General features: G+C 70.4%; 12 protein-coding genes. 4 read left to right on the top strand and 8 right to left on the bottom strand.

Annotation, left to right across the window (positions count from 1 at the left end; translation table 11 throughout):
- Positions 1-75: 75 nt before the first annotated feature.
- The 4 genes from ACFWBT_RS02895 to ACFWBT_RS02880 form a co-directional block, all read right to left on the bottom strand.
- Positions 76-1149: a threonine aldolase family protein gene (locus tag ACFWBT_RS02895; protein WP_385695182.1), complete on the bottom strand. Its 1074-nt coding sequence runs from the start codon at positions 1147-1149 to the stop codon at positions 76-78.
- Positions 1146-1901, bottom strand: coding sequence for an SDR family NAD(P)-dependent oxidoreductase (locus ACFWBT_RS02890; protein WP_266765571.1), 756 nt, complete (start codon positions 1899-1901; stop codon positions 1146-1148). Before ACFWBT_RS02890 ends, ACFWBT_RS02895 begins: the two co-directional genes overlap by 4 nt.
- Before the next feature lie 41 nt (positions 1902-1942).
- A complete protein-coding gene (locus ACFWBT_RS02885) occupies positions 1943-3340 on the bottom strand; it encodes a DUF6421 family protein (protein ID WP_385695041.1) in 1398 nt (465 codons plus the stop codon).
- Positions 3341-3421: 81 nt separating this feature from the next.
- Complete coding sequence (locus ACFWBT_RS02880; RefSeq protein WP_385695038.1) at positions 3422-4429, bottom strand: alpha/beta hydrolase fold domain-containing protein; 1008 nt, start codon at positions 4427-4429, stop codon at positions 3422-3424.
- Between the two features lie 284 nt (positions 4430-4713).
- Between ACFWBT_RS02880 and ACFWBT_RS02875 the strand changes: the two genes are divergently transcribed.
- On the top strand, positions 4714-5397 hold the full coding sequence (locus tag ACFWBT_RS02875) for a glycerophosphodiester phosphodiesterase (RefSeq protein WP_385695035.1): 684 nt from the start codon (positions 4714-4716) through the stop codon (positions 5395-5397).
- Between the two features lie 193 nt (positions 5398-5590).
- Here ACFWBT_RS02875 and ACFWBT_RS02870 read toward each other — a convergent pair whose 3' ends face one another.
- Entirely contained in the window at positions 5591-6139 is a 549-nt protein-coding gene (locus tag ACFWBT_RS02870; RefSeq protein WP_385695033.1) for a GNAT family N-acetyltransferase, read from the bottom strand.
- A 70-nt stretch (positions 6140-6209) separates the two neighbouring features.
- Between ACFWBT_RS02870 and ACFWBT_RS02865 the strand changes: the two genes are divergently transcribed.
- The 3 genes from ACFWBT_RS02865 (at position 6210) to ACFWBT_RS02855 (ending at position 10480) form a co-directional block, all read left to right on the top strand.
- Positions 6210-6596, top strand: coding sequence for a VOC family protein (locus ACFWBT_RS02865; RefSeq protein WP_385695030.1), 387 nt, complete (start codon positions 6210-6212; stop codon positions 6594-6596).
- 272 nt (positions 6597-6868) lie between these two features.
- A complete protein-coding gene (locus ACFWBT_RS02860) occupies positions 6869-9943 on the top strand; it encodes a BTAD domain-containing putative transcriptional regulator (RefSeq protein ID WP_385695026.1) in 3075 nt (1024 codons plus the stop codon).
- A gap of 375 nt (positions 9944-10318) precedes the next feature.
- Positions 10319-10480, top strand: coding sequence for a hypothetical protein (locus tag ACFWBT_RS02855; RefSeq protein WP_385695023.1), 162 nt, complete (start codon positions 10319-10321; stop codon positions 10478-10480).
- 99 nt (positions 10481-10579) lie between these two features.
- Here ACFWBT_RS02855 and ACFWBT_RS02850 read toward each other — a convergent pair whose 3' ends face one another.
- The 3 genes from ACFWBT_RS02850 to ACFWBT_RS02840 form a co-directional block, all read right to left on the bottom strand.
- Complete coding sequence (locus ACFWBT_RS02850) at positions 10580-12436, bottom strand: BTAD domain-containing putative transcriptional regulator (RefSeq protein WP_385695020.1); 1857 nt, start codon at positions 12434-12436, stop codon at positions 10580-10582.
- A gap of 108 nt (positions 12437-12544) precedes the next feature.
- On the bottom strand, positions 12545-15487 hold the full coding sequence (locus ACFWBT_RS02845) for an amino acid adenylation domain-containing protein (RefSeq protein ID WP_385695018.1): 2943 nt from the start codon (positions 15485-15487) through the stop codon (positions 12545-12547).
- A gap of 26 nt (positions 15488-15513) precedes the next feature.
- Positions 15514-21306 (bottom strand): amino acid adenylation domain-containing protein, encoded by a 5793-nt coding sequence (locus tag ACFWBT_RS02840; protein ID WP_385695015.1) that lies wholly within the window; start codon positions 21304-21306, stop codon positions 15514-15516.
- Position 21307: the final 1 nt, after the last annotated feature.

The following is a 21307-nucleotide window of genomic DNA, read 5'->3' as shown; positions in this document are numbered from 1 at the left end:
GAGAGTCAATGACTTTTCAGGCGACCGCATATCTATGCATCACTGCGTGGTGCGCGCGTGCTCGGAGTGCCCCGCCTAGCGCTGGGCCATCTCCTCCTTGAGCGCGGCCAGGAACCCGTCGACGTCGTCCTCGGTCGTGTCGAAGGAGCACATCCAGCGGACGTCGCCGGCGGTCTCGTCCCAGAAGTAGAAGCGGAAGCGCTTCTGCAGCCGCTCGCTCACGTCGTGCGGCAGCCGGGCGAAGACCGCGTTGGCCTGGACCGGATAGAGGATCTCCACCCCGTGCACGGCGCGGACGCCTTCCGCCAGACGCTGTGCCATCTCGTTGGCGTGCCGGGCGTTGCGCAGCCACAGGTCCTTGGCGAGCAGCGCCTCCAACTGCACCGAGACGAAGCGCATCTTAGAGGCGAGCTGCATCGACAGCTTGCGCAGATGCTTCATGTGGCTGACGGCGTCCTGGTTCAGGACGACGACCGCCTCGCCGAACAGGGCGCCGTTCTTGGTGCCGCCCAGCGACAGGATGTCGACGCCGACCGCGTTGGTGAACGTCCGCATCGGGACGTCCAGGGAGGCGGCCGCGTTGGATATCCGGGACCCGTCCAGATGCACCTTCATGCCGTGGGCGTGGGCGTGGTCGCAGATCGCACGGATCTCGCCGGGCGTGTAGAGCGTGCCGAGTTCGGTGGTCTGGGTGATCGAGACGACCTGCGGCATCGCGCGGTGCTCGTCGTCCCAGCCGTACGCCTGCCGGTCGATGAGGTCGGGCGTGAGCTTGCCGTCGGGCGTGGGCACCGTGAGCAGCTTGAGGCCGCCCATGCGCTCGGGAGCGCCGCCCTCGTCGACGTTGATGTGCGCGCTCTCCGCGCAGATCACCGCGCCCCAGCGGTCGGTGACCGCCTGGAGCGCGACCACGTTCGCGCCGGTGCCGTTGAAGACCGGGAAGGCCTCCGCGGTGGCACCGAAGTGACTGCGGACGATCCTCTGGAGGTTCTCCGTGTAGGCGTCCTCGCCGTACGCGACCTGGTGCCCGCCGTTGGCCAGGGCCAGGGCGGCGAGCACCTCGGGGTGGGTCCCCGCGTAGTTGTCGCTGGCGAAGCCGCGGACGGCTGGGTCGTGATGCCGCCGGGCGTCGGTCTTCGGGGGATTCACGGCTTCTCGGTCAGCCACAGACGCTTTCCGTTCACTTCACCGGCGGGCCGGTCCCAGACGTCGACGATGGACTCGGCCAGTTCCTTGACGTCCGTGAAGCCCGCGAACTTCGCGTTCGGTCGCTCGGCGCGCATCGCGTCGTGCACCAACGCCTTCACCACCAGGATGGCAGCGGCGGACGTCGGGCCCTCCGCGCCCTCGGCGTTCCCGGCCTTGCGGAAGTAGTCCGCCATGGCCAGCGTCCACGCCTCGGCGGCGGCCTTGGCCGCGGAGTAGGCGGCGTTCCCCGCGGTGGGGTTGCTCGCGCCGGCCGCGCTGATCAGGACGTACCGGCCGCGTTCGCTGCTCTGCAGCGCCTCGTGGAAGGCGAGCGTGGTGTGCTGCACCGTGCGGATCAGCAGCAGTTCCAGCAGGTCCCAGTCGTCGAGAACCGTCTTGGTGAAGGTCTCGCTGCCGCGCCAGCCGCCGACGAGGTGGACGAGGCCGTCCACCTGGCCGAAGTCCTTCTGGATGCGCGCGGCCCAGTCGCGGGTCGACTGGAGGTCCAGCAGGTCGACGGTGTCGCCGACGACGGTGGAACCGCCGTGGGCGTAGCGGGCCGCGTCCACGGCCTCCGCCAGCCGCTCCGCGTCGTTGTCCGCGCCGATGACGGTCGCGCCCGCCTCGGCGAGCCTGAGCAGTGCCGCCCGGCCGGCGGGTCCACCCGCACCCGCCACCGCGATCACCGCACCGCTGAGAGCCCCGTTCCCCATGGTCTTCGCCTCCTGAGCAATGTTCTCGCTACCGCGGTCGGTCACGCGGCGATCCGCTCGGAGTCGGCCGCGGTGATGCCCTTGGTGGAGGCGATCACGTTCTTCAGCTTCTTGGAGAGCGCCTCATAGAACATGCTCAGGGGAAACTCGTCCGGAAGCACGTCGTCGACGAGCTTGCGCGGCGGCTGGGACAGGTCGAGGGCGTCCGGACCCTTGGCCCAGCGGGAGCCCGGGTGCGGCGCGAGGTAGGTGGAGACGAGCTCGTACGCCTTGAACCAGTGGACGAGCTTGGGGCGGTCGATGCCCGCGCGGTACAGGTCCTCGATCTCGGAGCACAGCTGGTTGGTGACCTGCGGGGCGCGCTGCCAGTCGATGTGCAGCTTGTTGTCGGTCCAGCGGACGACGTCGTGCTTGTGCAGGTAGGCGAAGAGCAGCTGGCCGCCGAGACCGTCGTAGTTGCGGACACGGTCCCCGGTGACGGGGAAGCGGAACATCCGGTCGAAGAGCACGGCGTACTGCACGTCGCGGCCGTGCTCGTTGCCCTCGGACTCCAGCTTCACGGCCTCCTTGAAGGCGGTGAGGTCGCAGCGCAGCTCCTCCAGGCCGTACATCCAGAAGGGCTGGCGCTGCTTGATCATGAACGGGTCGAACGGCAGGTCGCCGTGGCTGTGGGTGCGGTCGTGGACCATGTCCCAGAGGACGAAGGCCTTCTCGCAGCGCTCCTGGTCGTGGACCATGGCGGCGATGTCCTCGGGCAGTTCGAGGCCGAGGATGTCGACGGCGGCGTCGGTGACGGCACGGAAGCGGGCCGCCTCGCGGTCGCAGAAGATGCCGCCCCAGGAGAAGCGCTCGGGCGCCTCGCGCACCGCGATCGTCTCCGGGAAGAGAACGGCCGAATTGGTGTCGTACCCCGCGGTGAAGTCCTCGAAAGTGATGCCGCAGAACAGCGGATTGTCGTAGCGGGTGCGCTCCAGTTCGGCCAGCCATTCGGGCCACACCATGCGCAGCACGACCGCTTCGAAGTTGCGGTCCAGGTTGCCGTTCTGGGTGTACATCGGGAAGACGACCAGGTGCTGGAGGCCGTCCTCACGGCGCGCGGCGGGCTGGAAGGCCAGCAGCGAGTCCAGGAAGTCGGGCACCTTGAAGCCGCCGTCGGCCCAGCCGCGCAGGTCCTTCACGAGCGCCTCGTGGTAGGCCACGTCGTGAGGTACCAGCGGGGAGAGCTGTTCGATGGCGTCTATCGCCCGGCGCACGGCCAGGTCGATGTCGGAGGCGTCGGGGGCGGCGTCACCCTCGAAGTCGATGGAGCCGTCCTTGGACTGCCACGGCCGGATCTCCTCCACGGCGGCCTTGAGCACGGGCCATGCCGGGTGCTCCACCACCCTGGCCACGGGAGGAACCCGCTCCTCCGTACCCACGTGCTCAAGAACTTCCGTCATGTCCCATCCTCCACAGGAAAACCTCGCGTATGGACACCGTATGTTTGCGAGGATCCTTCCCGCAAGTGGGAACCCGGGAGATTATCCTGCGCACCCCCCACCTTCACCGCTCTTTTTCCTGCCGTACACCGTCGAGGCAATGACATCCGCAACGGCCTCCTGGGCGGCGCGGGCGTCCGCGAGAAGCTCGGGGAAGCCGAAGAACCCGTGGAACATGCCCGGGTAGTGGATCTCCGTGACCCGTACTCCGGCTTCCCTCAGCCTGAGGGCGTACGCGTGGCCCTCGTCACAGAGGCGATCGAAGCCCGCGGTCACGATGTGGGCCGGCGGCAGCCCGTGCGGATCGGCCAGGAGGGGCGAGGCGTACGGGTGCGCGCGGTCGCCGTCGGGACCGAAGTACTGCTCGGCGAACCATCGGCCCTGCGTCGCCGTGAGGAAGTACGCGGGACCGTCCGTGGAGGGCGCGCCCGCTCCCGGCCGCGCGTCCGTCGCCGGGTAGAGGAGCACCTGGAGCGCGAGGGCCGGGCCGCCCCGGTCGCGGGCGACGAGCGCGGCGACGGCCGCGAGATTGCCGCCCGCGCTGTCACCGGCGACGACCAACGCGTCCTGATCCGCGCCCAGTTCACCGATGTGTTCGGCGGCCCAGCACAGCGCGGTGTACGCGTCGTCGACGGCCGCGGGAAAGCGTGCCTCCGGGGCGAGCCGGTAGCCGACCGACACGACGGCCGCACCGGCGTCCCGGCACAGGGCGCGCGCCAAGGGGTCGTGCGTGTCCAGACCGCCGATGACCCAGCCGCCTCCGTGGAAGAAGACCACGGTGGGGCGGGGGGAGACGGCGGGTCCGGCTCCGGTCGCGGGCGCCGGAGAGGGCAGATAGACACGTAAAGGGATGTCCGGCGCCCCCTCGGGGCCGGGTATCGCCCGGTCCTCGACCGAGCCGACCGTCGGCGGCTCGAAGGGCCACGCGGGTGCGGCGGCGAGGATGCGGCGGGCCTCCGCCGCTTCGGTCACGGTGCCGCCGATGTCCGGGAAGTGGGCCTTGATGGCGTCGATGAGCGCAAGGACGTCGGGCGCGGGTTCGGTCGGCATCGCGACACCTCTTCCGGTACGGGACGGAGGGACTCGTCTTCCGGGGAGGGCGGAGGGACTCGGCGAACGAGCCGGAACGGCCCGTCCGGCGACGCGGGGCATGTCTCCCCCGTTCCGCCCCGTCCGACACCCCCCGTGCCCCGAGTGAGTCCGACACTCCCATTGACCCGCGCAGGAACGGGTACATCGCACAGTCAGGCCATTAGGCTGCGGCCTTGCCGCGTGGACGCCCCCGTCGGAACCACGCGCGAGCCGAGCCGCCGTCGACGGAAGCGAGTCGAATCTTGAACTTCCTCACCATCGGTCATCGCGGAGTGATGGGTGTCGAGCCCGAGAACACCCTCCGTTCCTTCGTCGCCGCCCAGAACGCGGGCCTCGACCTGATCGAACTCGATCTGCATCTGAGCAAGGACGGCGCCCTCGTCGTCATGCACGACTTCGACGTGGACCGTACGACCGACGGCTCGGGGCCGATCGTCGAGAAGACGCTCGCGGAGCTGCGCGCGCTGGACGCGGGGCGCGGTGAGCGCGTCCCCGTCTTCGAAGAGGTGCTGGAAGCCGTCAGGACGCCGTTGCAGGCCGAGATCAAGGATGTCGCGGCGGCCAGGGCCCTCGCCGAGGTGATGCAGCGGCGCGACCTGATCGGACGGGTCGAGGTGTCCTCGTTCCACGACGAGGCGGTCGACGAGATCGCCCGGCTGGTGCCGGGTGTCCGTACCGCGCTGATCGCCAGCCGCTATGGCATCGATGTCGTGGACCGCGCCGTGGAGGTCGGCGCCGCGACCGTCTGTCTCAACATCCGCAGGCTGACCCTGGAGGTCGTCGAAGCGGCCCGCAAGGCCGACCTTCGGATCATCGGCTGGGTGGTGAACACCCAGGACCAGCTCCGGCTGGTGCGCGCGCTGGAGCTGGACGGCGCCACGACCGACTACCCCGAGATCAAGCGCACCGGCCGCTTCACGGCCTGACGAGGGCGAGGCGGGCAGCGGCGCCACCAGGGCCGCCCGGGCGTGACGGCCCGAGCGGCTCGACCGCCGTGTGCGGTCGGCGGACCGTGGTCGGTGGTCGGGCCGAGGGCGGCCGGGATCACTCGTGATCGCCACTCTCATCGGGGGCAGGGTGCCCGACCGCCCCGGAAGGCCTTCGCCGCGGTCGCCGCGATCAGACCTGGGCGAGCGGCTTGACCAGCAGTTCGAAGCGCAGGTCGTCCCGCTGCGGGATGCCGAAGCGCTCGTCGCCGTACGGGAAGGGCGTCATCTGTCCCGTACGGCGGTAGCCGCGCCGCTCGTACCAGGCGATGAGGTCCTCGCGTACGGAGATCACGGTCATGTGCATCTCCGTGACGCCCCACGTCTCGCGGACCGTCCGCTCCGCCTCGGTGATGATCACCTTGCCGAGCCCGCCACCCTGGAACGCGGGACTGACCGCGAACATGCCGAAGTAGGCGTGGTCGCCGCGGTGCTCCAGCTGGCAGCAGGCGACGAGCGCGCCGTCCCGCTCCACGATCAGCAGCCGGCTGTCGGGCGCCTTCACGACGGCGAGCACCGCGTCGGCGTCGGTCCGCTGGCCCTGAAGGATGTCTGCCTCCGTGGTCCAGCCGATCCGGCTGGAGTCCCCTCGGTACGCCGAGTCGATCAGCGCGACCAGGGCGTCCACATCGCTGTCGGTGGCGTCGCGGAAGGTCAGTCCGGTGGCGGCGGCGGTTTCCATGGAAACGGTTCTCCATTCAGTGGCGCGGCTGGGCACGCCCGAGCGTAACCCTCCTCTAGGCTCCGGGTGCATGGTGCATGTACTGAGCAGCCGGACCCTTCTGCGTCCGACCGACCCGGAGCGCTCGCGTGCCTTCTACGGTGGGCAGCTCGGCCTGGACATCTACCGCGAGTTCGGTACGGGGCCCGAGCGCGGGACCGTGTACTTCCTCGGCGGCGGTTTCCTGGAAGTGGCCGGTCGGTCCGAGACGCCGCCCTCCCCCGCGCTGAAGCTGTGGCTCCAGGTAGCGGATCTGGCGGCGGCCCACGAGGAGCTGACGGCCGCCGGTGTCGAGGTCGTGCGTGGGCCGGTGCGGGAGCCGTGGGGGCTGATCGAGATGTGGATCGCGGACCCGGACGGAACCGAAATCGTGCTTGTCGAGATCCCGGCCGATCACCCCTTGCGCCACCGGCCCTGAAGGGCACGGCCAAGAAGCGCAGCCGATAGACCGAACTCCGCCGGGGGAAGCTGAGACTTGTTCAGGAAATGACTTTCGCCCGGATTATTGATCCGCAAACAGAATCCTTTACTCAACATCAACTCTACTGGCGCGTATTCAGAAACAATCAAATCCGGCCCTTCCTCTGGAATTAACAATTCCACATCCCCGGGTGCATAGAATGGATCAACCATGGCCCGTCACGGGGCACCCACGAGCTTCGGCAGGGACTTCGGAGCAGGGGAGGGCAAGTGGAGAAGCCGTTGCGCTTCAAGATTCTCGGTCCGTTGGGCGTACTCGCACACGATGTACAGGTGAAGGTGGGCGGGCCGCGCCATCGCACCATTCTGGCACTCTTGTTGCTCAGTCCGGAGAGGACCGTATCGGTAGACAAACTGGTCGACGCGGTCTGGGGAGACCAACCGCCCGCAACGGCGCGCACCCAGGTTTCGATTTGCATAGCCGCCTTGCGCAAATCAATCAGGAAAGCTGGAATCACCGGGGAAGTCATCATCACCGCGCATCCGGGATATCTGCTCCGCGTCGGCGGTCATCAGCTCGACAACCTCGAATTCTCGGCACTCGTCTCCCGGGCCGAACACGCCGTCCAGGAGAAGCGGCTCGCCGACGCCGCCCGGCACTACTCCGACGCACTGCGTCTGTGGCACGGCCCCGCGCTCGCGGGGGTGACCGGAGCGGCGGTGGAGGACGAGGCTCGGCGGCTGGAGGAGCTGCGTCTCAACACCTACGACGACGCGATCGCCGTCGAGCTGGAACTCGGCCATCACCAGAGAGTCATTCCGGAACTGGCCGCCACGGTCCGCGCGCACCCCATGCGGGAGCGCACCCGGCACCACCTGATCACCGCGCAGTACCGTTCCGGCCGTCGTGCCGAGGCGCTGGAGACGTTCCGATCGGGGCGGCGGCTGTTCGTCAGCGAACTCGGGCTCGAACCCGGCCCGGCTCTACGCGAGTTGCACGACGCGATCCTGCACGACGACCTCGTGCCCGCCGCGCGCGACCGGGAGCGGGCGGCCCCGGAGCAGGAGCGGCCACGCGACCCGGCGGCCAAGCCGTTCGAACTACCGCCGGAGGTCGCGGGGTTCACCGGTCGCACGGAGGAAATGACCCTGCTGGACGCTCTGCTGGAACGCACGGAGGAAGTACGGGGGCCGACGGCCGGTCTCATCACCGGAGTCGGCGGTCTGGGCAAGACCTGCCTGGCCGTGCACTGGGCGCACAGCGTCGCCGTGCACTTCCCCGACGGCCACCTCTTCGCCGATCTGCGCGGCTACGACGAGAACCACGAACCGACCCCGGTCGGTGAGATTCTCGGCCGGTTCCTGCGCGCGCTCGGCGCGCCCGCCGACCGCATACCCGTCGGTCTCGAGGAGCGGGCCGCGCTGTACCGAAGCATCCTGGCCGAGCGGCGGGTCCTCGTGGTTCTCGACAATGTGCACTCCTACCCGCACATCGTGCCGCTGCTGCCCAGCAGCCCCGGCTGCTGCGTGCTGATCACCAGCCGGGAGCAGCTCGCCGAGCTCGTGGCCTGGCCACCGCGTTGCCGGGTGCAGCTGGGCCGCCTGACCGCACCCGAGGCGGTCGAACTGCTCGGGCGGATCGTCGGCGAACGGCGTGTCGCGGACGACCCCGCGTCCGTCGCCCGGGTCGCCGAGCTCTGCGACCGGCTGCCGCTCGCCCTGAGGATCGCCGGAGCCCGGCTCGCCGCCAAACCGCACTGGACCGTGGCACGGCTCGTCGCGCTGCTCAGTGACGAGCGGCGCAGGCTGGACGAGCTGAGCGAAGGCGAATCGCAGGTCAGAGCGGGTTTCGCGCTGAGCTATCGCTGCCTGAGCGAAGAGGCCGCCCGGCTCTACCGGCTGCTCGGCCTGCTGAAGATCCCCGACTTCGCTCCGTGGCTCGGCGCCGCGGCCCTCGACACGGACTCCGCGACGGCGGAACGTCTCCTGGAGCAGCTGGTCGACGCGCAGTTCCTGGACGTCGTCGGCACCGACGCGACGGGCCGGCCGCGCTACCGCTTCCAGAACCTGCTCAGGCTGTACGCCCACGAGCGTGCCCACGACGAGGAGTCCGAGCCGCGGCGGCAGGCCGCGCGGGAGCGGGTCTTCAGCGGTGCGCTGTCCCTGGCCGACCAGGCCCACCGGCGCTTCTACGGCGGTGACTTCAGCATCATCCACGGCACCGCCGTACGCCGTCCGCTGCCCGCGGACGTGGCCGCCGATCTCGCGAACCGGCCCCTGCGGTGGCTGGAGGCGGAACGCCTCACCCTGTCCGCCGTGGTGGAACAGGCGGCGGAACTGGGCCTGGACGAACTGGCCTGGGATCTCGCCATGTCCACGGTGGTGCTCTTCGAGACCCGGGACCACACCGACGACTGGCGCGCCTGCGCGGAGAACGCCCTGGCCGCCACGCGGGCCGCCGGGAACGTCCGGGGACAGGGCGCGATGCTGCACATCCTGGGCGCCCTGGAGATGCGGCTGCGGCGTTTCCCGGAGGCCGACGAGAACTTCGCCGCCGCGCTGGCCCTGCACACCCGGGCCGGGGAACGGCACGGCCGTGCGCTGGTGCTGCGCAGCATGGCGATGATCGACGAGATGCGCGGCGAACTGACGAGAGCGATGAGCCGCAGCACGGAGGCCCTAGATGTGTTCCGCGCGGTGGGCGACCTCTCCTCGGAGGCCCACGTGCTCAACAACATGGCGCAGATCGAGCTCGACCGCGGCTCCGTCGACCGTGCGGCCGAGCTGGCCCGGGAGTCCGTCCGGGTCGCCGAGGCCATCGGGGAGGGCGGCTCACGCAGCCTGGCGCTCGCCACCCACCGGCTGGGCCGGGTGCTGCTCGCCCAGGGGCGCTTCGTCCGGGCCGAGGAGGCCCTGTTGCGCATGGTACGGATCGTGCAGGACAACTCCGACACGCTGGGGCTCGCGCACGGGCTCCTCGCGCTCGGCGAGGTCCGGCTCGGGGCGGGCCGCTGGGAGCAGGCCCGGATGACGCTGACGCAGGCCCTCGACGCGGCGGAGCAGGTCAGCAATCCGCTGGTGGAGGGGAGGATCAAGCTGGTCCTGGGCGAGGCCTGCGCCAAGTGCGGTCACCGGGCCCGCGCCCTGCGCCATCTGACGGAAGCCCGGGACTGCTTCGCCCGGATCGATGTGAAGTCCTGGCTGGAACGGGTCGACGGTGCCCTCGACGCACTGCGTCCGGAGAGCGCTCCTTCGCAGCCGCCGGCGCGGGCGTCGTCGGGCGACTCCCAGAACCGCGGAGGCGCGACACGCGCCGCGGCCACGACGCCGACCCGCCGGCACTGAGTCGCGGTACGCCCCGAAGCGGGCCCCTGACCGACGTCCGCCACGCTCCCCGGAGCAGCCCCCGGCCTGCCCCCTCGCCCGTCCGGTACGGCACGAGCGGGACCGTCGGTGCGCGCGCCTGGAACGGGATCCGGGCGTGGCCCTGCGCGAGCTGGCGGGCCGACCGGTCGGTGGGCCGGGAGGTCGGGAGGTGGTGCCGAATCGGAGGACGGTCGTGGTGGTTTCCGGTGCACCGGGGGTCGGTGAGGTGCGGGACGAAAGCGGATCGATAGGGGGCCGAAGCCCGGCGTCCGTAGTTTCGATCGCGAACGAGGGCACCGGTGCCGAGCACCGTCACCCGGCGCACCCGCAACCGCCGACGAACGGAGAGTCGCCATGCAGCACCACTGGAGCACGGCCGCGAGGCGGATAGTCACGTTATGGATCATCGCGCTCGGCGCGCTCGGCGCGGCGGGACCCCTCGCCGGTGCCCCCACGACAGCCGCCGGTCCGGCCAGTTCGACGGTCGTCGGCCTCGACGAAGAGGACTGGCACTGAGCAGCCACCGTCGACAGACCGGTCCGGCCCCGCATCCGCGGAGCCGGACCCGTGTCGGCCCGGTTCAGGCCGTATCTCGCACCGTGGGCAACGCTGTCATCAGCTCGCCGCGGCGGACCTCTCCCGTTCGCGATGTGCACTCGCAAGAGACTCCGCGAAGAGCAGGACCAGCTCGTGGAAGCGGTACAGCGGCCGGCCCAGACGGTCGACTCCGCAGATGTCGAGCAGCGCGGCGTCCACCAGATGTTCCAGACTCTCCTCGGCCGCGGACTCCGGCTCGGCCAGATGCCGGGCGGCCCGCTGGGCGGGGAAGGGCTCGGTGCCGATCCCCGCGAGGCGGACGAGCGTGCGCCCGGCCGGTCCGGGCAGCTGCCGCAAGGAGGGAAGCAGCGAGCGGCGTAACTCCAGCCCCCCGTACGAGAGTTCGCGCAGCCGATGCTCGGGCTCCGCGAGCCGCGACGCCAGCCAGGAGACCGGCCAGTGCGACCTGGCGGCCAGCCGGCTGCCCGCGATGCGCACCGCGAGCGGCAGCCCCGCGCAGGAGGCGAGAACCGCGTTCGTGGCCTCGGGTTCGGCGAGCAGCCTTCGCCGGCCGACACCGGCCGCCAGCAGCTCGTACGAGGTGTCCCGCCCGAAGGGCGTGAGGACGGTGGTCCTCGCCTGGGTCACTCTGGTCAGCCTCGCCCGCCCCGTGATGAGGACGGCGGCCGCGGCCGACCCCGGCAGCAGCAGGTCCAGCTCCCGGCTGTCCACGGCGCCGTCGAGGACCACGAGCAGGCTCCTGCCCGCCGTACGGGTCCGGTAGCGGCGGATCAGTTCGTCGATCCCGGCGCCGCGCCCCGTGCCCTCCACCGGCGCCCCGAGAGCGTTGAGGAGGACCGTCAGGACCTCCTCCAACCGCTTGGGACGGCCGCCGGGGTGGGCGAGTTCGGCGAAGAGCTGGCCGTCGGGGAAGTGTCCGGCGCTGCGATGCGCGGCCCGTACCGCGAGCGCCGTCTTGCCGACGCCGGCCATACCGGTCACCAACAGGGCGCGCGGTCCGTCGCCCTTGCGCGACTCTGCCAACTGCCCGCACAGAGCGGCCAGTTCATCCTGGCGCCCGATGAAGTCCTCGATGTCCGGCGGAAGGGTGGCCGGGCTCGTCCCGTAGGGGTCACCGCTGTCCCCGTCGGCGTACGCGGTGGAGACGGCCGTCCGGAGCGGGGTGACGCTCCGGCTCCTGGAACCGAGGCTGCCGACGAGGACGGCCTGATAGGTGGCGCCGAGGGCCTCACCGGGCTCGATGCCCAGCTGCTCGTCCAGCACCTTGCGGCCCTCGTGGTACGTGTGCAGCGCGTCGGCCTGCTGGCCGCAGCGGAAGAAGGCCGTCATCAGCTGGGCGCGCAGCTTCTCGCGTAGCGGGAACTCGGCGACCAGGCCGGCGAGTTCGGCGGTGAGCTGCTCGTGCCGACCGAGCTCCAGGTCGGCTTCGACGCGGCTCTCCAGGGCGTGCAGACGCAGTTCTTCGAGGCGGGCCAGTTCGGCGCCCGCCAAGTACTCCGTCACATTGCCGAGCGCGGCGCCGCGCCACAGGCCGAGTGCCCGGCTCAGCAGGGTGCTGGCCTCCCGATGGCGGCCGCGGCCGAGAGCCGTGCGTCCCTCCCGGTCGAGCTGCTCGAACTCCAGGAGGTCGATCGTGCTGTGCGGCGCCCGCAGGACGTAACCCGGCGGGCGCCGGTCGATCTCGACGTCGGCGCCGAGCAGTTTGCGCAGGCGCGACATATAGGTGTAGATCTGCGCTCCTGCCGTGGCGGGCGGCTCCCACCCCCACAGCATGGAGCTCAGGCGATCGTCGGAGACGACGCGTCCCCGGGCGAGCAGCAGGCTCGCGAGGACCGTGTGCACCTTGGATCCGGACAGTGCGATTCTTACGCCACCCTTGCGGGCTTCCACCGGGCCGAGGACCTGGAAGTCCATTCGGCACCCCCCGTTCGACATGTGCGGAACTTGACTCGGTGGAGAAGCTATGGAGGACCGTTATTCCTGCGTTATCCGTCGCCTTCTTTGGCTTGGCGGCGCCTTGCGCTAGGCGGAGATGATCCTTCCGAGAGCGGCGGCGACGGCCCGGTGGGCCTCCTTGCCGTTGTCCGAGTTCGTCATCACGACAAGGCCGGTGCCGGACCGCAGCCGCACCGAGGAGAGCGCGCGGAATCCGGCGGTCTGGCCGCCGTGGCCGAACTCGGGCTCACCCTGCGTGCCGTCGATCACGGTGCCCAATCCGTAGAAGCTGCCGGGAAAGGCCTCGGTGAGCATGGCGCCCGCGAGGCGTGCGGACAACAGGTCGCACAGGCCTCGGTGCGCGCGCCGCAGGGCCCCCGCGAAGACGGCCAGGTCGGCGGGGGTGGACCACAGACCGCTGCCCGCCCGCACCGGGCGCACCCGGTGGCCGCCGTCGAGTTCACGCCCGTGCTGGTCGTGTCCCGTCGCCGCGTCCGCCCCGCCGGGTGCACCGAAGGCGCTGTCCCGCATGCCCAGCGGCTCGAAGACCAACTCCTGGACGGCCTTGTCGAAGTCCTGGCCCGTGACATCGGCCACGACCTGCTCGACCACCGCCCACTGGGCACCGTCCTTGCGGAACAGGGAGCCGGGCTCGTGCTCCGCCCGGACCTGGTCCAGGATGCCGGAGAGGTCAGGCATCACCTCGTCGGGACGCCACCAGGTGGTCAGAGTGCCCGCGAGACCCGAGGTGTTGGACAGACACTGGCGCAGCGTCACGGGCCGCCCGCCGGGCGCCTTCGGCAGCGTACGGCTGATGAGGACGCCGTCCAGGTCCCCGTCGAGGTCGACCGCGCCACGGTCGACGAGGCGCAGCGCGGCGTAGGCCGAGATGTGCTTGCTGATGGAACCGGCCTGGAAGCGGGTGCGCAGGGTGACCGGCGCGCCCGTCTCGGTCGAGCGGACTCCGTGGGCGTGCACGCCGACGGGTTCGCCGTCGCGCAGCAGGGCGACGGCGGCGCCCGGGATCCGGTGCTGTGCCATGACCCGCTCGATCTCGGCGGAGGAGGGACCACTGCCGGCGCCGGTCGTCATGGCCCGTGTCTCTCCCTCAGTCGTTCTCGTCGCTTCGAGGGCCGTCGCGAGGTCCTCGATCGTTCCGTTGTCGAGGAGCATGCGCAGGGTAAGGGCGAGGCCTGCGCGGCGGGCTGCCGCGAGAACATGGACGATCCGCATGGAATCGGCCCCGAGATCGGCCAGCCGGTCGCGAACACCCACGTCCGGGACGCCCAGTACCTCGGCGCAGACGTCCGCCATGCGCTGTTCCGTCGGGGTGCGCGGCGCGACGTACGCCCCGTCGGCGACCAGCGCCGAACGGCCGGGGGCCGGGAGCGCCTTGCGGTCGACCTTGCCGGCCGCGTTCAGCGGGAGCTCGTCGAGCAGGACGAACGCCGCGGGCACCATGTACGAGGGGATTTCCGCCGTCAGGCCGGCGCGCAGCGTCTCCTGGTCCGTGGCCGAGGCGGGGTCGACGGCGACGTACGCCGCCAGCCACTTCTCCCCGCCCGGGTCCTCACGGACCACGACGACGGCGTCCCGCACACCGTCCCGACGCAGCAACCGCTCCTCGATCTCGCCGAGTTCGATGCGGTAGCCGCGGATCTTCACCTGGTGGTCCTCGCGGCCCAGGTACTCCAGTTCGCCGTCCGCGCGATAGCGCGCCAGGTCACCGGTCCGGTACATGCGCGAGCCCGGCGCCCCGCCGAACGGCTCGGGCAGAAACCGCTCGGCGGTCAGGGCGGGCCGGCCCACATAGCCGCGGGCCACACCAGTGCCGCCCACATACAGTTCGCCGACCACGCCCACCGGGACGGGCTGGAGCGCCCTGTCGAGCACGTAGGCCCGCATGTTGTGGATCGGGCGGCCGATCGGCACCGTGGCCGCTCCGGCCTCGACCTCCCATCCGGTGGCCCAGATGGTCGTCTCGGTCGGCCCGTACAGGTCGACGAGCCGTTCCACGTGCCCGTGCAACTCCCGTGCCAGGAGCGGCGGACAGGCCTCCCCCGTGGTGATGGCGGTGACGTTCCGGTGCTCGAACCCGGCGGCCCGCAGCAGCTTCCAGCCCGCGGGGGTGGCCTGCACATGGGTGACACCCCGGCCGTCGATCAGCTCCAGCAGCGCCCCGGAGTCGCCCGTCTGCTCGTCGCCGGCGAGCACGATCCTGCCACCGGTGATCAGCGGCAGGTACAGCTCGGCCGCGGAGATGTCGAACGACAGCGAAGTCGCCGCCAGCCAGCTGTGATCGGGGCCGGACCGGAAGCGCTCCCGCATCGAGAAGAGGAGATTCAGGAGCGAACGGTGGGCGATCTGCACGCCTTTGGGGCGTCCGGTCGAGCCGGAGGTGAAGAGCGTGTAGGCGAGGCTGTGTTGCAGGCTGTCCGGCGGTCCGTCGGACGCCCAGGTGTCCGACTCGGGTGCCGTGTCCGGCTGTCCGGCGATCGCCTCCTGTTCCTGGTCCAGATCCAGGAGTACGCCGTCGAAGCGGCCGGAGACGTCCGGCCCCGGCCCGCCGGAACCCGGCCCGACGTGACCCGGCTCAACGGACCCCGGCTCGATGGAACGTGGGTGATCCGCACGCGGGGCGTCGGGGCGCTGGGCGTCGGGGCGGGATGAGTCGGGTCGCGGCTCGTCGGGGCAGGCCGCCAGGCGCTCCGCCAGGTCCGTCTCGGTCACCACGAGCCGGGCCCCCGCCGCGCCGAGCATGTAGGCGAGGCGTTCGCGCGGGAGTGCCGGGTCCAGCGGGAGGTGGGAGCCGCCCGCCTTCCAGATGCCGAGGAGCACGGGCAGCAGGCCCCGGCGGCGGCGCAGCAGCACGCCCACCACGGACTCGGGTCCGACGCCCGCCGCCCGCAGCCGGTGGGCGACACGGTTGGCCTGCCGGTCCAGTTCGCCGTACGTCAGGGTTCCGTCCACCGCCTCGACAGCCACGGTGTCCGGGCGGTCGGCGGCGGTGTCCGCGAACACCTGGTGCACGCGGCGTGGTCCTTGTCGGGGATTACTCATTCCCACTCCACCTCGGTGTCGTTCCAGTCCTCAAGGATCTGCGTGCGCTCCGCCTCCGGGACGACCGTCGCCTGAGCGTCGCCGCCCTGGCCCACGGCCATGGCTTCGAGCACGGCCCGGTACATTCCGGCGAGGCGCTCGGCGTTGGACCGGTTCAGCCCGGTGCTGATCGCCCGCAGGACGAGCCGCCCCGGCACATTGGCGAGGGAGAGCGTGAACTCGTTCGAGCTGTCTCCGGCGCCCGCCCGCACGTCGACCGTTCCGGTGTCGACCTGGTGGAAGTCCTGATAGCGGAACATGACGTCGAACAGCCGTCGGCCGCCCGCGAGTCGCTGAACGGCAGGCAGCGGATGCCGCCGGCGTTCGTACACCTCGGCCTCGCGGTCGAACACCTGGCGGACGAGCTCGCCCCAGGTGCGGGCGCCCCGCCGGTGGGCGAACGGCAGCGTGTTGAGGTACATGCCGTACACCCGCTCCACGCCCGGCACCTCGGGCCGCGCGCTGTACAACACACCTGTCTGGAAGGCCTCTTCATGGGTGAGGGTGCTGAGAACCTTCAGATGCGCGGCCAGCAGCACGGCCTTGAAGGAGGTCCCCGTCTCGGCCGCCAGCGCCCGCAGCCCGGGTTCGATGTCGCGGAACTCCACCGACAGCTTGAAGTCCTCACGCGGCGTGCCGGGTTCGTCGCCCCAATCGGCCGGCAGGCTCCACGGATGGTGCTCGTCGACGATCCGCTGCCAGTACGCGCGGTCCGCCCCGGAGTCGAGGGAGGCGAGTTCGGCCGCGATGAAGTCGGCGTACCGCACGGCCACGGGCTCCGGCTCCGTGGGCTCTTCTCCCTTCCCGTAGGCGTGGTAGAGGCCGAGCACTTCCATCAGAAGGGACTGCTGGCTCCAGCCCTCCGTGATGGCGTGGCAGTGGGTGAATCCGAGGTGCCAGGCCTCGTCCGACTCGACGAGCGCGGAAATCCTCAGCAGCGGCGCCCTCTTGAGATCGAACAGGTCACCGCGCTCCTGGGCGATGTGCCGGCGGCGCGCCTCCTCGAACCCCTCGGCCGTCCCGCCCCGCAGATCACGTACGACCACGGGCGCCTCGGCCGCCGCGTGGACCAGTTGCAGCGGCAGCTCGAAGTCCTCCAACTCGATGGAGGTCCGCAGCATCTCGTGCCGCCCGACGACCGTACGCGCGGCACGCGCGAGCGCGTCCAGGTCGAAGGGCCGCCCGTCCTTGATCCGGAAGGTCGAACTGTTGTGGTACTTGTTCAGGCCGTCGTCGGCGAGCATTTCGAGCACCATCCCGAGCTGCACCTGCGAGAGCGGGTAGGCGTCGACGACGTCCTCGGGCAGCGCGTCCCGCACCCGAGCGGGGATCAGGGCGAAGGGCTCCACGGCGGAGGGCGCCTCTCCCGGCGTGCCGGCCGGCGCGCCGAGCGCCGCCGCGAGTCCGGCCACGGTCCGATGCCGGAACACATCGCTGACCGCCGCCTCGAAGCCCTCGGCGCGCAGGGCGCCCACCAGGGCGATCGCCTTGATGGAGTGGCCTCCGAGGTCGAAGAAGCTGTCCTCGACGCCGACCTTGTCCAGGCCCAGAACCCGCCCCCAGACGTCGGCGATCGTCTCCTCGGTCTCGCTGCGCGGCGCGATGTACGTGTCCGTGGCGATGGCCTCCGGGTCGGGGAGAGCGCGCCGGTCGAGCTTGCCGTTGGCCGTCAGCGGAATCCGGTCCAGCAGCACGAACGCGGACGGGACCATGTACTCCGGGAGCGTGCCGCCCAGCCACTCCCCCAGGTCCTCCGGGTCACCCCCGACGACATAGGCGACCAGACGCTGGTCCTCGGTCACGATCACGGCCGCGTCGGACACCGCCGGGTGAGCGGTCAACGCGGCCCGGATCTCCCCGAGTTCGATGCGATAACCGCGCACCTTCACCTGGTCGTCGATCCGGCCCAGGAACTCCACCGCACCATCCGCACGCCACCGCGCCAGATCCCCGGTCCGATAGAATCGGGCGCCGGCCTCCCCGTAGGGGTCGGGCAGGAACCGCTGAGCCGTCCGCACAGGATCACCGGTGTAGCCGCGGGCCACGCCGGAGCCGCCGACGTACAACTCCCCCACCACACCGACCGGAACGGGCTGCTGTCGCGCGTTGAGCACCCGCATCGTCATGTTGGGCAGGGGCCGGCCGATGGGGACGACACCCTCGTACGAGCTCTCGATCGGGAAGACACACGTGCCGACGGTCGCCTCGGTCGGACCATACTCATTGACCAACCGACCATCACCGAGCAACCGGCGCCAACGCTCTACCAGCGCACCCGGCAACGCCTCACCCGCCACCACGATCCGCGTCGTCAACGCACGGATCTGCTCGTCCGACAACTGGCCACCAATAACCTCAAGATGGCCGGGAGTCAGCTTCAGGAACGAGAACGGACCCGCCCCCGCCAACGACTCGCCCAGCTCGGTCAGCTCACCGCCGAAGAGCCACACCCGCTGACCCGCCGCCAACGGCGCCCACACATTCGGCACCACCAAGTCGAACGCCACCGACGAAAAGACAGGCGCCCCACCCGTACCGCAGGACACCAACTCCCGCACCGCCCAGTCCACATGATTCACCAGACTCCGATGCGTGACCTGCACACCCTTCGGCCGACCCGTCGAACCCGACGTAAAGATCGTGTACGCCAACCCATCCAGATCAACCGACGGCAACGGACCAGACGTCTCCGGGTGATCCTCATCCACCCGTACGACATCCACCGCGAACCGATCCGCATACCCCGCCGACGACACCGCCACCGACACACCCGCATCCACCAGCATCCCGGCGATCCGACCCTGCGGAAGCGCCGGATCCAGCGGCACATATCCGGCCCCCGCCCGCCACACCCCCAGCAACGCCACCACCAGATCCACCGAACGATCCAGCAACACCGCCACGGACTGCTCCGGACCGACGCCCTGACCACGCAGGCGATGCGCCAGACGATCCGCCCTCTCCCGCAACTCTCCGAAGGTCAGACGGACACCGCCCGCCTCCACCGCCACCGCGTCCGGCGACACCGCCGCACGTTCGACGATCAGCTCCGGCACCGACACCTCACGCACCGGCACCACCGTGTCGTTCCAGGTGGAGAGCACCGACTCACGCTCACCGTCGGGGAGGTAGGTGGACTCCGCGTCGCCGTCGATGTTCTGGGCCATCGCCTCCAGGACGGTGCGGTACATCGATGCGAGTCGGTCCACGGCGTCCGGGGCCAGCCGGCCGGGGTCGGCCGTGAGGAGCAGTCCGCTCGCGCGGGCCGCGATGGCGAGGCCGAACTCCGTGGCGCCCTCGCCCATGCCGGAGTCCGCATCGACGATGTCGGACTCGGCCTGAGCGTCCTTGAGGTCGAGGTAGCTGAAGCGGACGTCCAACAGGCGGCTGCCGTCGGCCAGTTCGCGTTGCATCACCGGCATCGGATAGCGACGGTGGGGCCAGAGGGCGGCTTCCTGGTCGTAGACCTGGCGCACGAGTGCGCGCCAGGTGCGGGCACCGCTCCGGAACGCGAACGGCACGGTGTTGAGATACATGCCGTAGACACGCTCGGCACCCAGGATCTCGGGGCGTCCGCTGCACACGAGCCCGGTGTGGAAGGACTCCTCCGGGGTGAGCAGACTCATCACCTTCAGGTGCGCCGCGTGCAGCACGGCCTTGAGAGAGGTGCCGGTGTCGCTCGCGGCGGCACGCAACGACGGCGCGAGGTCCGCCAGCGGTACGCGGACCGTGTGCGCCGCGCCGCCCGACCTGGAGGCATCGCTCCAACCGCTCGGCAGCTCGAACTTGGCGTGGCCCTCGATGACACCGCGCCAATAGGACCGGTCGTCGTCCGACTCCAGGGAGGCGCGCTCGGCCGCGACGAAGTCCGCGTACCGGACGGCGGGCGGCGCGGGCTTGGGCAGTGTCCCCCCGCCCCGCACGCGCAGATAGCTCTCGACGATCTCGCTGAGCAGGGAGCGGTGACTCCACCCCTCGGTGATCGGGTGGCAGACGCTGACCGAGAGCCACCATGCCTCGTCGGACTCCACGAGCGCGGAGATCCTGAGCAGGGGCGGGCGTTCGAGGTCGAACGTGGTCGCGCGTTCGGACGCGATGTGCTCGCGCCGGGTGGCCAGTTGACTCTCGTCGTCCTGGCCCCGTAGATCGTGCACGGTGACCGGGATCTCCGCGCTGGGGTGGATCAGCTGGAGCGGCGACGAGTAGCCCTCCAGAGCGAAGGACGCCCGCAGCATCTCGTGGCGCTCCACCAGGGCCCGAGCGGCCAGTTCGAGCGCGCTCGTGTCGAAGGCCCTGCCGTCCCTGATCCGGAACGTCGTGGTGTTGTGGTACTTGTTCAGGCCGTCGTCCGCCAGCATCTCGACCAGCATGCCGAGTTGCACCTGGGCGAGCGGGAAGGCGTCCGCCAGTCCCTCAGGAAGGCCGGCCCGGTCCGCCTCGGAGAGCAAGGAGAAGGGGGCCACGACAGGGGGCACTTCTTCGAGGGTGCCTGCGGGCGTCCCGAGCGCGGCCGCGAGTCCGGCCACGGTCCGATGCCGGAACACGTCGCCGACTGATGCCTCGAAACCTTGGGCCCGCAGGGCTCCCACCAGGGCGATCGCCTTGATGGAGTGGCCTCCGAGGTCGAAGAAGCTGTCCTCGACGCCGACCCTCTCCAAGCCGAGAACCTGCCCCCAGACCCCGGCGATCGTCTCCTCGGTCTCGCTGCTCGGCGCGATGTACGAGTCCGACGTGTCGGTCTCCGGGTCGGGGAGAGCATGCCGGTCGAGCTTGCCGTTCGCGGTCAGCGGGATCTTGTCGAGCTCCACGAACAGGGACGGCACCATGTACTCGGGCAGCACACCCGCGACGGCCTCGCGCAGACCGTCCATCTCGCCCACCACATACGCGACCAGACGCTGGTCCTCGGTCACGATCACCGCCGCATCGGACACCGCAGAATGAGCGGTCAACGCGGCCCGGATCTCCCCGAGTTCGATGCGATAACCGCGCACCTTCACCTGGTCGTCGATCCGGCCCAGGAACTCCACCGCACCATCCGCACGCCACCGCGCCAGATCCCCGGTCCGATACAACCGGGCACCCGGCCCACCGAACGGATCGGGCAGGAACCGCTGAGCCGTCCGCACAGGATCACCCGCGTAGCCACGGGCCACGCCGGACCCACCGACGTACAACTCCCCCACCACACCGACCGGAAGCGGAAGTTGACGTGCATCCAGAATGCGCATGGTCATGTTGGGCAGGGGCCGGCCGATCGGCACGACACCCTCGTACGCGCCCTCGATCGGGAACACACACGTACCGACGGTCGCCTCGGTCGGACCGTACTCATTGACCAACCGACCATCACCGAGCAACCGGCGCCACCGCTCCACCAAAGCACCCGGCAACGCCTCACCCGCCACCACGATCCGCGTCGTCAACGCACGAATCTGCTCGTCCGACAACTGGCCACCAATAACCTCAAGATGGCCGGGAGTCAGCTTCAGGAACGAGAACGGACCCGCCCCCGCCAACGCCTCGCCCAGCTCGGTCAGCTCACCGCCGAAGAGCCACACCCGCTGACCCGCCGCCAACGGCGCCCACACATTCGGCACCACCAAGTCGAACGCCACCGACGAAAAGACAGGCGCCCCACCCGTACCGCAGGACGCCAACTCCCGCACCGCCCAGTCCACATGATTCACCAGACTCCGATGCGTGACCTGCACACCCTTCGGCCGACCCGTCGAACCCGACGTAAAGATC

The sequence above is a fragment of the Streptomyces sp. NPDC060027 genome (assembly GCF_042737005.1).
In the GTDB taxonomy this organism is placed as follows: domain Bacteria; phylum Actinomycetota; class Actinomycetes; order Streptomycetales; family Streptomycetaceae; genus Streptomyces.
This window is presented reverse-complemented; position numbering and strand designations above follow the sequence as displayed.

Coding starts and splice junctions, on each gene's coding strand:
- ACFWBT_RS02890 (WP_266765571.1), bottom strand. CDS start 1,901: ATGGGGAACGGGGCTCTCAGCGGTGCGGTGATCGCGGTGGCGGGTGCG.
- ACFWBT_RS02885 (WP_385695041.1), bottom strand. CDS start 3,340: ATGACGGAAGTTCTTGAGCACGTGGGTACGGAGGAGCGGGTTCCTCCC.
- ACFWBT_RS02880 (WP_385695038.1), bottom strand. CDS start 4,429: ATGCCGACCGAACCCGCGCCCGACGTCCTTGCGCTCATCGACGCCATC.
- ACFWBT_RS02870 (WP_385695033.1), bottom strand. CDS start 6,139: ATGGAAACCGCCGCCGCCACCGGACTGACCTTCCGCGACGCCACCGAC.
- ACFWBT_RS02865 (WP_385695030.1), top strand. CDS start 6,210: ATGGTGCATGTACTGAGCAGCCGGACCCTTCTGCGTCCGACCGACCCG.
- ACFWBT_RS02855 (WP_385695023.1), top strand. CDS start 10,319: ATGCAGCACCACTGGAGCACGGCCGCGAGGCGGATAGTCACGTTATGG.
- ACFWBT_RS02850 (WP_385695020.1), bottom strand. CDS start 12,436: ATGGACTTCCAGGTCCTCGGCCCGGTGGAAGCCCGCAAGGGTGGCGTA.